Raw genomic sequence first — 14,641 nt, forward strand, 5'->3', positions numbered from 1 at the left:
CTCCGCCAGAAGGATCCTCGGCTGGAAGCTAACACTGTTGCCGATCCGTTCGGGGGCTTGAAAGGACTTGAAAGGAGCTGTCCGTACGATTGTTGAAACGCTGTGGATGGAGGGGTGCCGGCACCCGTGATCGGTGAAGACATTCCTCTGGCCCGGCGATCGCCCGCGACCCTGGCGCGCCGGCCCTCCAAGCGCACCGCCTTCGTGGGACTGGTCCTGGGCCTGATCGGCGCCACTGCCGTGCTGCTGCTGGTTCCAGGACCATGGCGTCGCTGGCTGGAGCCCCTGCCGGTGGAGGGGCTCAATGCCCGGCTCAGTGCCGATGGGCGCCTGCTCGGCCATCACCCCTACCCCGAGGTCCCCCGCGACCAGCTGGTGGAGCTGGAGCTGTCGCCAGGACTGCAGTTGAAGCCGGAAGCCGCCGCTGCCGTGGGTGCGATGCAACGGGCCGCCGCTGCGGATGGGGTGGATCTGGTGGTGCTGAGCGCCTTTCGCTCGATTGCGCTGCAGAAGTCGATCTTTTTTGATATCAAGGCCGAACGCAACCAGAGCGCCCAGGAACGGGCTCGTGTCAGTGCGCCGCCGGGGTTCTCCGAGCACAGCACCGGGTATGCCGTGGATCTGGGCGATGGGCGCGATCCCGCCACCAATCTGTCTGAGGCTTTCGATCGCACCGAAGCCTTCCGCTGGTTGCAGGCCAATGCCGCTCGCTTTCACTTTCAGCTCTCCTTCCCGCAGAACAATCCCCAGGGCGTGAGCTATGAGCCCTGGCACTGGCGGTTCGAAGGATCAGCGGACGCCCTGAAGGTGTTTGAGCCCGCCCAGAGACTGGCGCGATGAGCAACAACCCTGCCACGGCCATCCAGGTCCCGCTGACCATGCCGGAACTGCTTGCGCCGGCGGGCTGCTGGGCGTCGCTCAAGGCTGCAGCTGCCAATGGCGCCGACGCGGTCTACTTCGGTGTGGAGGCTTTCAACGCCCGCCTGCGGGCCGAAAACTTCAGCCGCCAGGATCTGCCGGAGCTGATGGACTGGCTGCACCGGCGCGGAATCCGGGGGTTTCTGACCCTCAACGTGCTGATCTTCCCCGATGAGCTCGAGCAGGCCGCCGATCTGCTGCTGGAGGCGGAGGCCGCGGGTGTGGATGCGGTGATCGTGCAGGACGTGGGTCTGTGTCGGCTGGCGCGCCAGGTCGTGCCGAGGCTGAGCCTGCATGGCTCCACCCAGATGTCGATCACCAGTGCAGCAGGGGTGGCCCAGGCCGAGGCGCTGGGGTGCGATCGGGTGGTGCTGGCCCGCGAGCTCAGCCTGCGGGATCTCAGGCGGATCGATCGGCAACAGCGCCAGCGCGGTATGGCGATGCCCCTGGAAGTGTTCGTGCATGGAGCCCTCTGCGTGGCCTATTCGGGCCAGTGCCTGACCAGTGAGGCCCTGGGCCAGCGCAGCGCCAACCGGGGGGAATGCGCCCAGGCCTGCCGCCTGCCCTATCAGCTGATTGTGGATGGGGTGGAAAGGGATCTTGGAACGCAGCGTTATCTGCTGTCGCCCCAGGACCTGGCCGCCTGGGAGTTGCTGCCCCAGCTGGTCGATACCGGTGTGGCCAGCCTCAAGATCGAGGGGCGCCTCAAGGACCCCACCTATGTGGCGGCGGTGACCTCCGCCTACCGCCAGAGCCTTGATCGTCTGGCAACGGCAACGAGCCCTGCGCAGCTCGTCTCGGAATCCCGCTCGGAGGTCTCTGCCGATCAGCCCCCCGAGCCTTCCAGGCGCCATGAACTGGAATTGAGCTTTTCGCGGGGGCTCTCCAGCGGCTGGCTGCACGGTGTGGACCACCGCCAGCTGGTGCATGGTCGCTGGAGCAAGAAGCGGGGCCCCCAGATCGGTCACTATCGCGGCCAGGAGGCGCGCGGCGGCTGGTGGCTGTTGGACACCATCACGTCGCTCAAGCCTGGGGATGGCTTGGTGTTCGAACTGGCGGGCTCCGCCCCCCTGGTGCCACCGGAGGAGATCGGTGGCCGGGTGATGGCAGTGGAGTCGCGCGGTGAAGGCCGGCTGGCCCTGCGGCTCGGCCCGGGGAGGATCAGCGCGGAGACGCTGCCACCTGGTTCCCCCTGCTGGTTGAGTAGCGATCCCGCCCTGGAGAAGCGCTGGCGACGCCTGGCAACGGCGGACACACCCGAGCTTGCCCGTGCTCTGCACCTGCATGTGCGCGGGGCCCTCGATCAGCCCTTGCAGCTGGAACTGCTGGCTGTGGATGGCACTGGGACCCTGCCTGAGCCCCCACTTCAGTGGTACACGGATTTACCGCTGCAGAGCGCCAGGGGCCCAGGCCTGGATCGCCAGCGGCTGGAGCAACAGCTGGGTCGGCTGGGTGGGACGGGATGGCGGCTTGGATCCTTGGATGTGGACCTGCCAGCCGGGTTGTTCCTGCCGGTCACCGAACTCAATCGCCTGCGCCGGGGGCTGGTCGCGGCGCTGACCCCCCTGCTGGCCAGTGGCTCGAGCACCTCAGGGAAACCGTGGCCATTGGGAGCCTTGTCCACCGCTCCAGCACGGACGCCAGCCCAGGCCATTCAGGCCTGGAGTGCCGCCGAGCTGCAGCAGAGCTCCAGCACTGAGCCGGAGCTGGTGGTGTTGGTGCGCAGCCTCGAGCAGCTGCAGGCCTTACAGGGACTGCCTGTGGCCCAGGTGATCGCCGATCTGGAGCAACCGGCCGACCTGCGCGAGGCCGTGGCCCTCGGCAGGGGCTGCTGGCCGGGAGGCATCTGGCTGGCCGGCGCCCGCATCACCCGCCCCGATGAAGCCTGGAGCCTGGAGCCCCTGTGGAGAGCCCGGCCCGATGGTTTCCTGGTGCGCAACGCCGATCAACTGGAGCGGCTGACGCCCCTGGCTCCCTGCATCGGTGATTTCAGCCTGAACGTGGCCAACCCCCTGGCGGCGCACTGGTATCTCGACCACTGGGGTCTGCAGCGGGTCACCGCCAGCTACGACCTTGCCCTGAGCCAGCTGCAGGACCTGATCCGCGGCTGCCCGGCCGGTCGTCTTGAGGTGACGGTCCACCAGCACATGCCCCTGTTCCACATGGAGCATTGCCTCTTCTGTGCCTTTCTCTCCGACGGTCACGACCACACCGATTGCGGCCGTCCCTGTGAGCAGCACGAGGTACGCCTGCGCGATCGCAGCGGCGTGGAGCATCCACTGCGGGCCGATCTGGGCTGTCGCAACACGCTCTTCAACGGCAAGGCCCAGACCGCTGCCGAGGCCTTGCCCGCGTTACTGGATTCCGGGGTGCGGCACCTGCGCCTGGAGCTGCTGGAGGAGAACGCCGAGGCGACACGGCGACGCGTCGACCTCTATCGCCAGGCCCTGGACGGCCGCCTCAGCGGCCGTGATCTGTGGCGCAACGAGAATCTCGACAGTCGTCTTGGCGTGACGCGCGGCACCCTGCGGGATCGGGTCTCACGCCAATCCAGAGATTGAGACCCGTCCAGAGACTGAGATAGGATGATCGTTCGCTCCATTGGTCATCGCTTGAGCTACGGATGCTTCAGTGCCCAGGCGCCCGCATTTCAGGATTCAGGGGTGTGACCCCCTGATCAGGGCATCTGCGCGCTTGCGATGTGTGGTGTGGCCGGTCATTCCGGCAACGCGGACATCCCGGAATTTCTGAACGACTCGGAAGACCGAACCCATAGGACCGAACCCATAGACCCCTCCATCACGAAGATCTGCCCATGAGCGGCGACATTAAAGGCGCCCCGATTCGCAATATTGCGATCATTGCCCACGTTGACCACGGCAAGACCACCCTGGTCGATGCCCTGCTGACCCAGTCGGGCATCTTTCGCGAAGGCGAGGCGGTGCCCACCTGCGTGATGGACTCCAACGACCTGGAGCGGGAGCGGGGCATCACGATCCTCTCCAAGAACACGGCGGTGGATTACAGCGGCATCCGCATCAACATCGTCGACACCCCCGGACACGCCGATTTCGGCGGAGAGGTGGAGCGGGTGCTCGGCATGGTGGATGGCTGTCTGCTGATCGTCGACGCCAACGAAGGGCCCATGCCCCAGACGCGCTTCGTGCTCAAGAAGGCCCTGGAAAAGGGTCTGCGGCCGATCGTGTTCGTCAACAAGATCGACCGGGCCAGGGTCGATCCCGAACAGGCGGTCGACAAGGTTCTCGATCTCTTCCTCGAGCTGGGTGCCGACGACGACCAGTGCGATTTCCCCTACCTCTTCGGCAGTGGCATGGGGGGCTACGCCAAGCCGGACATGGCGACCGAAAGCGACACCATGAAGCCGCTCTTCGATGCCATCCTGCGCCATGTTCCACCGCCGGTGGGCGATGCCACCAAGCCCCTGCAGATGCAGGTCACCACGCTGGATTACAGCGATTTCCTCGGCCGGATCATGATCGGCCGGATCCACAACGGCACCATCCAGTCGGGCCAGACCGCTGCCCTGATCCGCGACGACGGCAGCATCAAGCGCGGGCGGATCAGCAAGTTGCTGGGCTTCCAGGGTCTGCAACGGGTGGAGATCCAGCAGGCCAGCGCCGGTGATCTGGTGGCGGTGGCCGGTTTCGATGAGGTGAACATCGGCGAAACCATCGCCTGCCCGGATCACCCCGAGGCTCTGCCCCTGATCAAGGTGGATGAGCCCACCCTGCAGATGACCTTCGTGGTCAACGACTCGCCCTTCGCCGGCAAGGAAGGCAAGTTCGTCACCAGCCGGCAGATCCGCGATCGCCTCCAGAAGGAACTGCTCACCAACGTGGCTCTGCGTGTCGAAGACACCGATTCACCCGACCGCTGGGCCGTGAGCGGCCGGGGTGAACTCCATCTGGGCATCCTGATTGAAACGATGCGTCGGGAGGGCTACGAATTCCAGGTGAGCCAGCCCCAGGTGATCTACCGCACCATCGACGGCACCCCCCATGAGCCGTTCGAAGCGCTTGTGATGGATGTTCCTGAAGAGTCGGTGGGCGCCTGCATCGAAAAGCTGGGCATTCGCAAGGGCGAGATGCAGAACATGGAAACCACCAGTGATGGCCGCACCCAGCTGGAGTTCGTGGTGCCCTCCCGCGGCCTGATCGGCTTCCGTGGCGAGTTCATCCGCGCCACCCGTGGCGAGGGGATCATGAGCCACTCCTTCCTCGACTATCGCCCGATGCAGGGCGACGTGGATGCCCGTCGCAGTGGCGTCCTGATCGCTTTTGAGGAAGGTACAGCCACCTTCTATGCGCTCAAGGGCGCCGAAGATCGCGGCCAGTTCTTCATCACTCCAGGCACCAAGGTGTACAAGGGCATGATCGTGGGTGAGAACAGTCGCCCCCAGGATCTCGAGCTCAATGTCTGCAAGGCCAAGCAGGTCACCAACATCCGCTCCGCGGGTGCCGAGGTGCTCGATACCCTGCAATCGCCGATCCAGATGACCCTCGAGCGTGCGCTCGAGTACATCGGTCCCGACGAGATGCTCGAAGTGACTCCCGAGTCGATCCGTCTGCGCAAGCTTCCCGCCAAGAAGCCCGCCAAGCGCTGACTCCGGTGTGACGGATTCCGCAGCCGAGCCGAATGATGTTGATCCGCACGAGTCTCAGCTGATTGCGGATCCGCGCTTCGATCAAGCCGTGCGCTTGTTCAATGCCGGAGAGTGGTACGACTGCCACGATGGTTTCGAGGAGCTCTGGCATGAAACTCAGGGCCCCCTCAGGCCGGTGCTGCAGGGAATCCTGCAGATTGCCGTGGCCCAGATTCACCTGGGGCGCGGCAATCTCAGGGGGGCCATGGTGCTGCTGGGAGAGGGCGTGGGGCGCCTTGGGCCCTGCGGACCCACAGCCCTGGGCCTCGATCTCGAGCGGTTGCGCCAGCCAGCTCTCACCCAGCTGCAGACCCTGCAGCTGGGTGGCGAGCCCTTGCCCCTTGCCATGGATCAGCTGGCATTCGTGCAGCTGCGTCCCCCATGCCAGAAGGCCCCTCCGGGACCTCTGTAAATTGTCGTGCTGTGCTGCCGTGGCTCTTCTCTTGGGGTTGGATGTTGACCACGGCCACGCTTCGGGGGTTCACCTTGCTACCGGGGAATTCCCGGAGTTCCGGGTCAGGGCGACACCGCCTGCATCAACGCACCGAAGGCTGCAGCTGGGCTGGATGCTGGCCCTTCTGCTTGGACATGTCTCGTTGACCGGGGTGCCGGTCAAGGCTCAAGAGGGGGCGGTTGGCGTCCCCGAGGCTCCGCCAGCGGCGCTGACGACTCCTGTCAGCACACCCCAACCAGGATCGGCAGAACCGCAAGTCCCAGCTGCGGCAACTCCCCCGGCAGCAGCCCCGGCAGCAGCTGGGCCACCCGCCAAAACGCCCACCACCGGTCTGGTGACGATTGAATCCGACCTGCAGCAGGCCGACAACCGCACCGGGGTGATCACGGCCACAGGCAACGTTCGCATCGTCTATCCCGATGAACGGGTCGTGGCGACGGCCCGCCAAGCGCAATATTTCAGCCAGGAGGGTCTGGTGATCCTCAGTGGCGATGTGGACGTGATTCAGAGCGATGGCCATTCGATCAAGGCCGAGCGCGTGTACTACTGGGTGGAGAACGAGCGCGTCAAGGCCGAACCCCTTGGCGAACAGCAGGTGTTCAGCAAGCTGAAGGTTGATGCCCTTCAGAAGCCTGCCCCTGTTGCCCCGGGCGCGGAAGGCACGGCCAGGAGCCCAGTGTCAGCACCCGAGCCATCTGGTCCGGCCGACTCCACCTCGGGCGCCAACCAGCCATGAGCCTGGTGGTTCAGGAGGCGGCGCTCACCATCGCTGGCCGCCCGTTGGTGCAAGACGTGAGCCTTGAGCTTGCCCCTGGAGAGGTGGTGGGCCTGCTCGGCCCCAATGGTGCCGGCAAGACCACCACCTTCAACCTCGTCACCGGCCTGCTGCGGCCAGACCGGGGGCAGGTGCTGCTGGATGGGATGCCTGTTCAGAAACTGCCGATGCCGCGCCGCGCCCGACTCGGTATCGGCTATCTGCCCCAGGAAGCAAGTGTGTTCCGCACGCTCACGGTGCGCGAAAACCTGCGGCTGGCCCTTGAGCAGAGCCGCACACCCCGCAGCCTGCGCCGGCAGCGGCTTGAGACCCTGATCGAGGAGTTTCACCTGGGTCCGTTCCAGAACCGCAAAGGGTTTCAACTCTCCGGCGGCGAGCGCCGCCGCACGGAAGTGGCGCGAGCCCTGGCCGTAGGAGCGACTGGCCCGCGTTACCTGTTGCTCGATGAGCCATTTGCCGGGGTCGATCCCATGGCCGTGTCCGATCTGCAGGAGCTGATCGCCAATCTGCGCAGCCGCGGCATGGGTGTGCTGATCACCGATCACAACGTGCGCGAGACCCTTTCAATCACCGATCGGGCCTACATCCTCACCGAAGGACGCATCCTCGCCTCGGGCACCTCCACCGCGATGGCCAACGATCCGCTGGTTCGTCGCCACTATCTCGGCGAGGCTTTCCAACTGTGACCACCGCCTCGATGCTGCAGCGCTTTCAACGCCACCCGATTCGCTTCAGCCTCCACTGGCTGCCCCTGATGGATCGCTGGCTCATCGCTGAGCTGGTTGGTCCGTTGCTGTTCGGCATCGCCGCCTTCACGGCCGTCTCGTTGTCCGTGGGCGTTGTCTTTGAGCTGGTCCGCAAGGTGGCGGAGGCCGGCCTGCCGCTCACCGCGGCCATGCAGGTGCTCGGCCTGCGTCTGCCGGGCTTTCTGGTGCTGTCCTTCCCCATGGCCACCCTGATGGCCACCCTGCTGGCCTATAGCCGGCTGTCCGGCAACAGCGAACTCACCGCTCTTCGCAGCGTGGGGGTGAGCACCAAGCGGATGGTGGCACCCGCCGTTGCCCTTGCGGTGGCCATGAGTCTGCTCACCTTCGTGTTCAACGATGTGATCGTGCCGAGGGCCAACCTCTCCGCCTCGATCACGCTGGATCAGGCTCTCGGCAAGGCCATCGCGGCTGAACGGGGACGTCACACTCTTTATTCGCGGTTTGGAAGGATCTCACGACCCGATGGAGAAAGCGTTCGTGGCATGACCCAGCTGTTCTATGCCCAGGAGTTCAGCAATGGGGAGATGAAGGATGTCACCCTGATTGACTTCTCACGGACCGGCCAGCGTCAGATGCTGATGGCCAATACCGGCCGCTGGAACGAGGCCAAAGCGATGTGGGAGTTCCGCAATGGCCGCATCGTCAGTGTCGATGAGGCGAACGACACCACGACCTCTGCCAATTTTGACCGCTACTTCTATCCACTCAGTCGGGATGTCGAGGAGGTGGCCAAGCTCCCCACCGATGCCAACCTGATGACGGTGGGCCAGGCTCGCCGTGCTGAAAGGCTCCTGCTGGCGGCCAACAATCAGAAGGAAGCCCGGCGGTTGCGGGTGCGTATCCAGGAGAAATTTGCCTTCCCCGCCATCTGTCTGGTGTTCGGCCTGATCGGCAGCAGTCTGGGGGTCCGTCCGAATTCCCGCACAAGCCGCAGCCAGGGCTTTGGAATCAGCGTGCTGTTGATCTTCGTGTATTACCTGATGTCGTTCATCTTCAGCTCGCTGGGCATCACCGGTACCCTCTCTCCCGTGATGGCTGCCTGGCTGCCGGTTGGCATCGGTTTGGCCGGTGGACTGGTGCTGCTGCGTCAGGCCAGCCGCTGAAGCGGCAGACTGGCGCGGTCGCTGCAGTTTCTGGTGATTGATCCGGTTCTTGGACTTGGGCTCACGGCTTTCGGCCTGCTCCTGCTGGTGCTGCCTCTGTCCTTCTGGTCCCTCAGCTCTGGCCGCAGAAGTTCAGCGGTGACCGTGCTGGTGGCCGCCGCCAACCTCTGCCTCACCGCCCAGCTGGTGCTGCGCTGGTGGGATTCAGGTCACTTTCCGATCAGCAACCTCTACGAGTCGCTCTGTTTCCTGGCCTGGGGTTGCACGCTGACCCAGCTGCTGGTGGAACGCTCCTGGCCCTCCCCCCTGGTGCCGGCGGCATCCACCCCGATTGCCCTCGGCTGTGTGGCCTTCGCCAGCTTCGCCCTGCCGGACACGATGCAGGAGGCTTCGCCCCTGGTTCCGGCCCTTCGCTCCAGCTGGCTGATCATGCACGTGAGCGTGATCATGGTGAGCTATGCAGCCTTGCTGGTAGGGTCACTGCTCTCGATTGCCGTGCTGTTCACGGATCGCGGCAATGATCTGGTGCTGCGCAGCAGCTCGATCGGCACGGGTGCCTACCGAAAATCCCAGCTGGTCGGTGCCGGAGCGCCCGACGCTGTGGAATTGCACAGCACAGGTTTTGCGATCAGCGAGCAGCTCGACAGCCTCAGCTATCGCACGATCACCGTGGGGTTCCTGCTCCTGTCAGTGGGACTGGTGAGCGGTGCCGTCTGGGCCAACGAGGCCTGGGGAAGCTGGTGGAGCTGGGATCCCAAAGAAACCTGGGCCTTGATCTGCTGGCTGGTCTATGCGGCCTATCTCCACACCCGCTTGATCCGGGGCTGGCAGGGTCGTCGCCCTGCGCTCGTGGCCTCTGCTGGACTGGTGGTGATTGTGGTGTGTTACATCGGCGTCAATCTTCTCGGCATCGGCCTGCACAGCTATGGCTGGTTCCTAGGGGCTTGACATGCCATCAGAGAGAGGCGTCCTCGCAACGGCTCAAACCAAAAGAAAGCCCCCTGGAACCAGGGGGCTGAATCGTAATTAGATTGTCAGCCTGTTGGTGCTGAGCAACCAGTCCGATTCAGACCAAGGCCGGCTGGGGCCGCTTGCTGTTGCGGATTCCGGTGATCGCTTCGGCATAGCTGGGCTGGTTGAACACCCCGGAGCCACTGACGATGGCGTTGGCTCCAGCCTCGATCACCATCCAGGCATTCTCAGCCTTGATGCCGCCATCCACTTCGATCCAGGGATCCAGGCCCTTCGCGTCACACATGCGTCGCAGGTCCCGGATTTTCTGCACCTGGCTCTCAATGAAGCTCTGACCGCCAAAGCCGGGGTTGACGCTCATCACCAGCACCAGGTCGCAGAGCTCGAGGCAGTACTCGAGGGTGTCGATCGGTGTGCTGGGGTTCAACACGGCTCCAGCCATCTTGCCGAGATCCTTGATCTGGGCCAGATTGCGATGCAGATGGGGGCAGGCCTCGACCTGAACGCTGATGATATCGGCGCCGGCCTTGGCAAAGTCAGCCACATACTTTTCCGGCTCCACGATCATCAGGTGCACGTCGAGAGTCTTGGAGGTGACCGGCCGCAGGGCCTGAACGATCAACGGACCGATGGTGATGTTCGGCACGAAGCGCCCATCCATCACGTCCACATGGATCCAGTCGGCTCCGGCTTCGTCCACCGCCCGCACGTCGTCGCCGAGGCGGGAGAAATCGGCCGACAGGATCGATGGGGAGATCACCAGGGGCTTGGTGCTCATGGTTGGGACCTGTCGGACGAAGGGGTGCTCCGATTGTAGGAAGCGGCCCTTCCTGGCCCTGGCTGGAGGGCAATGCAGGGGTCTTGCAGTGGGCGCTGATACAGTTGGCCCGCTTCAAGTCTGAGAGGCCCTGCAGCGGCTGGAACCTTCCGCCGAGACCGGCCATCCGCCGGACCTGGCCCTGGTCTCCGAAGCGTTTGCACAGCAGCTCCGAGGTCAGGCGTTTCTCCGCCTGCCCGGTCTGCCGGTCCCCTCGTTGAGGCAGTCACCCCTGCCGCACTGCTGTGGATCGCACCCTTATCCAGGAAATTCTCGAGGTCGTCGAACAGGCCGCCATCGCCTCCGCTGAGCTCACCGGCCTGGGCAAGAAGGACGAGGCCGACGCAGCGGCGGTGGAAGCCATGCGCAAGCGCATGGGCCAGATCCAGATGCAGGGCCGCATCGTGATCGGCGAAGGCGAGCGCGACGAAGCGCCGATGCTTTACATCGGTGAAGAGGTGGGCAGTGGCACCGGTCCCGGCGTCGACTTTGCCGTTGATCCCTGCGAAGGCACCAACCTCTGCGCCAACAGCCAGCGTGGCTCCATGGCCGTGCTGGCCGCCTCCGACCGCGGTGGCCTGTTCAATGCGCCCGACTTCTACATGAAGAAGCTGGCCGCGCCCCCGGCAGCCAAGGGCAAGGTGGATATCCGCAAGAGTGCCACCGAGAACATCGCCATTCTCAGCGAGTGCCTCGGCCTCGCCACCAGTGAGCTGGTGATCGTGGTGATGGACCGCGCCCGCCACAAGGACCTGATCGCCGAGATCCGCACCACCGGCGCCCGTGTACAGCCCATCTCCGATGGCGATGTGCAGGCTGCCATCGCCTGCGGCTTCGCCGGCACCGGCACCCACTGCCTGATGGGCATCGGTGCGGCACCTGAGGGTGTGATCTCCGCCGCCGCCATGCGGGCCCTGGGTGGGCATTTCCAGGGTCAGCTGGTCTACGACCCGGCCGTTGCCCAGACGTCCGAATGGGCCGACTACACCAAGGAAGGCAACATCGCCCGCCTCAACGAGATGGGCATCACCGACGTGGACAAGGTCTACGAGGCCGAGGAGCTCGCCTCGGGTGAGAACGTGGTCTTCGCCGGCAGTGGCATCACCGATGGCCTGCTGTTCAACGGGGTGAAATTCGAGAAGGACTGCACCCGCACCAGCTCCCTGGTGATCAGCACCCTCGACAGCACCGCCCGCTTCACCGACACCATCCACATGAAGCCCGGTGCCCAGAGCATCGCGCTGCGCTGATCACCCCAACTGTCCGCGTCAATCCGTCCGCGACAAACCGTCCGCGCCAAGAGGTCTGCCTCCATGCACATTGCCGTTGTCGGCCTGAGCCACCGCACGGCTCCTGTGGAGATCCGGGAGCGCCTGAGCATCCCGGAGCAGACCATGGAGGCCTCTCTCCAGCAACTGCGCTCCGATGAGCAGGTGCTGGAGGCCTCCATCCTCAGCACCTGCAACCGGCTGGAGATCTATGCCCTGCTGCGGCATCCCGACCAGGGCATCTCGGCTGTGGGCTCCTTCCTCAGCCAGCATTCCGGCCTGAGCGTCGATGAGCTCAGCCCGCATCTCTTCACCTTTCATCATGAAGATGCCATTGCCCACCTGCTGAGGGTGGCTGCCGGCCTCGACTCGTTGGTGCTGGGCGAGGGCCAGATCCTCTCCCAGGTGAAGAAGATGGTGCGGCTCGGCCAGGAGCACCGCTCCCTCGGCCCGATTCTCAACCGCCTGCTGAACCAGGCGGTGAGTACCGGCAAGCGGGTGCGAACCGAAACCAATCTCGGCACCGGGGCCGTATCGATCAGCTCAGCGGCCGTTGAGCTGGCCCAGCTGAAGGTCGGCCAGGCCCGAGGAGTGGACGACCTGGTCCCGCTCGACCAGGAGCAGGTGGCCGTGGTGGGGGCTGGACGCATGTCCCGGCTGCTGCTGCAGCATCTGGCGGCCAAGGGCTGTCGGGGTGTGGTGCTGCTGAACCGCACCGTGAGTCGGGCCGAAACCCTGGCGGCCGATTTCCCGGATCTGCCCGTGCAGTGCAGACCCCTGGTGGACCTGGATCACTGCCTCAGCACCTGCTCACTGGTGTTCACCAGCACCGCCGCTGATGACCCGATCATCGATGCGGAGCGACTGAACCGGCTGAACCGCCGATCCAGCCTGATGCTGGTGGACATCGGTGTCCCCCGCAACATCGCCTCCGATGCCGGCGACCTGGCTGGTGTCGAGGCTTTTGATGTGGACGACCTCCAGGAAGTGGTGGCCCGCAACCAGGAGGCCCGTCGAGAGATCGCCGCCGAAGCCGAAGGCCTGCTGGAGGAGGAGGCAAGGCTGTTTCTGGAATGGTGGGATGGCCTCGAAGCCGTGCCCGTGGTGAACCGGCTGCGGATCCAGCTGGAGGACATCCGCGAGCAGGAACTTCAGAAAGCCCTGAGCCGCATGGGCCCGGATCTCTCGGCAAGGGAGCGCAAGGTGGTGGAGGCGCTCAGCAAGGGAATCATCAACAAGATCCTCCACACTCCCGTGACCAACCTGCGGGCCCCCCAGCCGCGTCAACAACGCCACACGGCGATGAAGGTGCTGCAGGATCTGTTCGAGCTGGTCGACGGCAGCAACGAGACCTGATCTGGTGATCTGGGACAGGCATCGAAGTGCTGCGGAGACTCGCCTGACAGCAGGTCACTCAAGTACGGTCGACCAAGACGACGAACATTGAGAGGCGCTGATTCATGAAGCGAGTTCTGGCAATTATTCTCGGCGGAGGAGCCGGAACTCGCCTGTACCCTCTCACCAAGATGCGGGCCAAGCCTGCTGTTCCTCTGGCTGGTAAATACCGTCTGATCGACATCCCGATCAGCAACTGCATCAACTCGGAGATCAACAAGATCTACGTGTTGACCCAGTTCAACAGTGCCTCGCTCAATCGTCACCTCACGATGAGCTACAACCTCTCGGCTGGCTTCGGGCAGGGTTTTGTCGAGGTGTTGGCTGCTCAGCAGACCCCAGACAGCCCCAGCTGGTTTGAGGGCACGGCCGATGCGGTGCGCAAATACCAGTGGCTGTTCCAGGAATGGGACGTGGATCACTACCTGATTCTGTCCGGTGACCAGCTCTACCGGATGGATTACAGCAAGTTTGTCCAGCACCACATTGATACCGGTGCCGATCTGTCTGTCGGGGCTCTGCCGGTCAATCCGGCAGACGCCGAAAGTTTCGGCCTGATGCGCACCAATTCAGCCGGGCAGATTCAGGAATTCCGCGAGAAGCCCAAGGGAGAGGCTCTTGAGGCGATGCGAGTGGACACCCGCAGCCTTGGGCTCTCCGAAGAGGAAGCCGCGAAACGGCCCCATCTGGCGTCGATGGGCATCTACGTGTTCAGCCGGGACACACTGTTTGATCTGCTGGCATCCCATCCCAAGTCCACGGATTTCGGCAAGGAGATCATTCCGGCTTCCCTGGAGCGGGGCGACAATCTGCAGAGTTTTCTATTTGATGACTACTGGGAAGACATCGGAACGATCGGTGCCTTCTACGAAGCCAACCTTGCGCTGACCGATCAACCTAATCCTGCCTTTTCATTCTACGACGAAAAGTTTCCCATCTATACACGCCCTCGCTATCTACCCCCCAGCAAGCTTTGGGATGCTCAGGTCACGCAATCGATCATCGGGGAAGGGTCGATGCTGAAAGCCTGCAGCATTCACCACTGCGTCCTCGGGGTTCGTACCCGGGTGGAAAACGAGGTGGTTCTTCAGGACACCCTGGTGATGGGATCGGATTATTTTGAATCGAGTGAAGAACGGCTGGTGCTTCGGGAACGTGGCGGGCTGCCGATCGGTATCGGCAAGGGCACCACGATCAAGCGGGCAATCATCGACAAGAATGTGCGGATCGGCTCCAATGTGGCGATCGTGAATAAGGATCAAGTGGAGGAAGCCGATCGTCCTGAGCTCAATTTCTATATTCGCAATGGCATTGTGGTGGTTGTGAAGAACGGCACGATTCCCGATGGCATGGTGATCTGATCACCGTCCAGCCTGTATCGCTCTGCGGCTCAGGCGACCAGTCGCCCAAGCCAGGAATCGCTGACATCCCAGCCCAATCCTGTGACAAGCCTGACCATTGGGCCTGAGCCTGGCCACACTTGAGGTCTACGGTTTTTCGACCGGATCC

At 63.9% G+C, this 14,641-nt stretch carries 12 protein-coding genes; 11 read left to right on the forward strand and 1 reads right to left on the reverse strand.

Annotated elements, in window-relative coordinates; translation table 11 throughout:
* The first annotated feature begins 114 nt into the window (after positions 1-114).
* The 8 genes from H8F24_RS15660 (at position 115) to ccsB (ending at position 9,628) form a co-directional block, all read left to right on the forward strand.
* The gene (locus tag H8F24_RS15660) at positions 115-840 is read left to right on the forward strand and encodes a D-alanyl-D-alanine carboxypeptidase family protein (RefSeq protein ID WP_231597889.1); all 726 of its coding nucleotides are present in this window, start codon (positions 115-117) and stop codon (positions 838-840) included.
* Positions 837-3,479 carry a U32 family peptidase gene (locus tag H8F24_RS15665; protein ID WP_231597890.1) on the forward strand — a complete coding sequence of 881 codons (2,643 nt, stop codon included), beginning with the start codon at positions 837-839 and terminating at the stop codon, positions 3,477-3,479. Before H8F24_RS15660 ends, H8F24_RS15665 begins: the two co-directional genes overlap by 4 nt.
* A 254-nt stretch (positions 3,480-3,733) precedes the next feature.
* The gene (gene typA, locus H8F24_RS15670; protein ID WP_197155423.1) at positions 3,734-5,542 is read left to right on the forward strand and encodes a translational GTPase TypA; all 1,809 of its coding nucleotides are present in this window, start codon (positions 3,734-3,736) and stop codon (positions 5,540-5,542) included.
* A gap of 7 nt (positions 5,543-5,549) precedes the next feature.
* Complete coding sequence (locus H8F24_RS15675) at positions 5,550-5,993, forward strand: DUF309 domain-containing protein (RefSeq protein WP_231597891.1); 444 nt, start codon at positions 5,550-5,552, stop codon at positions 5,991-5,993.
* Positions 5,994-6,369: 376 nt separating this feature from the next.
* A complete protein-coding gene (locus H8F24_RS15680; RefSeq protein WP_197170195.1) occupies positions 6,370-6,771 on the forward strand; it encodes a hypothetical protein in 402 nt (133 codons plus the stop codon).
* Positions 6,768-7,496: an LPS export ABC transporter ATP-binding protein gene (gene lptB / locus H8F24_RS15685; RefSeq protein ID WP_197155433.1), complete on the forward strand. Its 729-nt coding sequence runs from the start codon at positions 6,768-6,770 to the stop codon at positions 7,494-7,496. Before H8F24_RS15680 ends, lptB begins: the two co-directional genes overlap by 4 nt.
* A gap of 11 nt (positions 7,497-7,507) precedes the next feature.
* On the forward strand, positions 7,508-8,680 hold the full coding sequence (locus tag H8F24_RS15690) for an LptF/LptG family permease (protein ID WP_197159265.1): 1,173 nt from the start codon (positions 7,508-7,510) through the stop codon (positions 8,678-8,680).
* Positions 8,681-8,713: 33 nt separating this feature from the next.
* Complete coding sequence (gene ccsB / locus H8F24_RS15695; RefSeq protein WP_197170196.1) at positions 8,714-9,628, forward strand: c-type cytochrome biogenesis protein CcsB; 915 nt, start codon at positions 8,714-8,716, stop codon at positions 9,626-9,628.
* 118 nt (positions 9,629-9,746) lie between these two features.
* Here ccsB and rpe read toward each other — a convergent pair whose 3' ends face one another.
* A complete protein-coding gene (gene rpe / locus H8F24_RS15700; RefSeq protein ID WP_197155436.1) occupies positions 9,747-10,430 on the reverse strand; it encodes a ribulose-phosphate 3-epimerase in 684 nt (227 codons plus the stop codon).
* Between the two features lie 284 nt (positions 10,431-10,714).
* Here rpe and glpX point away from each other — a divergent pair, with 284 nt between their 5' ends.
* From glpX to H8F24_RS15715, 3 genes are all read left to right on the forward strand, one after another.
* Positions 10,715-11,719: a class II fructose-bisphosphatase gene (gene glpX / locus H8F24_RS15705; protein WP_197170197.1), complete on the forward strand. Its 1,005-nt coding sequence runs from the start codon at positions 10,715-10,717 to the stop codon at positions 11,717-11,719.
* A 63-nt stretch (positions 11,720-11,782) separates the two neighbouring features.
* The gene (locus tag H8F24_RS15710) at positions 11,783-13,093 is read left to right on the forward strand and encodes a glutamyl-tRNA reductase (RefSeq protein WP_197170198.1); all 1,311 of its coding nucleotides are present in this window, start codon (positions 11,783-11,785) and stop codon (positions 13,091-13,093) included.
* 104 nt (positions 13,094-13,197) lie between these two features.
* Positions 13,198-14,493: a glucose-1-phosphate adenylyltransferase gene (locus H8F24_RS15715; protein WP_197155443.1), complete on the forward strand. Its 1,296-nt coding sequence runs from the start codon at positions 13,198-13,200 to the stop codon at positions 14,491-14,493.
* Positions 14,494-14,641 lie beyond the last annotated feature (148 nt).

The organism is Synechococcus sp. CBW1002 (genome assembly GCF_015840915.1).
GTDB lineage: Bacteria > Cyanobacteriota > Cyanobacteriia > PCC-6307 > Cyanobiaceae > CBW1002.

Coding starts and splice junctions, on each gene's coding strand:
- H8F24_RS15665 (WP_231597890.1), top strand. CDS start 837: ATGAGCAACAACCCTGCCACGGCCATCCAGGTCCCGCTGACCATGCCG.
- typA (WP_197155423.1), top strand. CDS start 3,734: ATGAGCGGCGACATTAAAGGCGCCCCGATTCGCAATATTGCGATCATT.
- lptB (WP_197155433.1), top strand. CDS start 6,768: ATGAGCCTGGTGGTTCAGGAGGCGGCGCTCACCATCGCTGGCCGCCCG.
- H8F24_RS15690 (WP_197159265.1), top strand. CDS start 7,508: ATGCTGCAGCGCTTTCAACGCCACCCGATTCGCTTCAGCCTCCACTGG.
- rpe (WP_197155436.1), bottom strand. CDS start 10,430: ATGAGCACCAAGCCCCTGGTGATCTCCCCATCGATCCTGTCGGCCGAT.
- H8F24_RS15710 (WP_197170198.1), top strand. CDS start 11,783: ATGCACATTGCCGTTGTCGGCCTGAGCCACCGCACGGCTCCTGTGGAG.
- H8F24_RS15715 (WP_197155443.1), top strand. CDS start 13,198: ATGAAGCGAGTTCTGGCAATTATTCTCGGCGGAGGAGCCGGAACTCGC.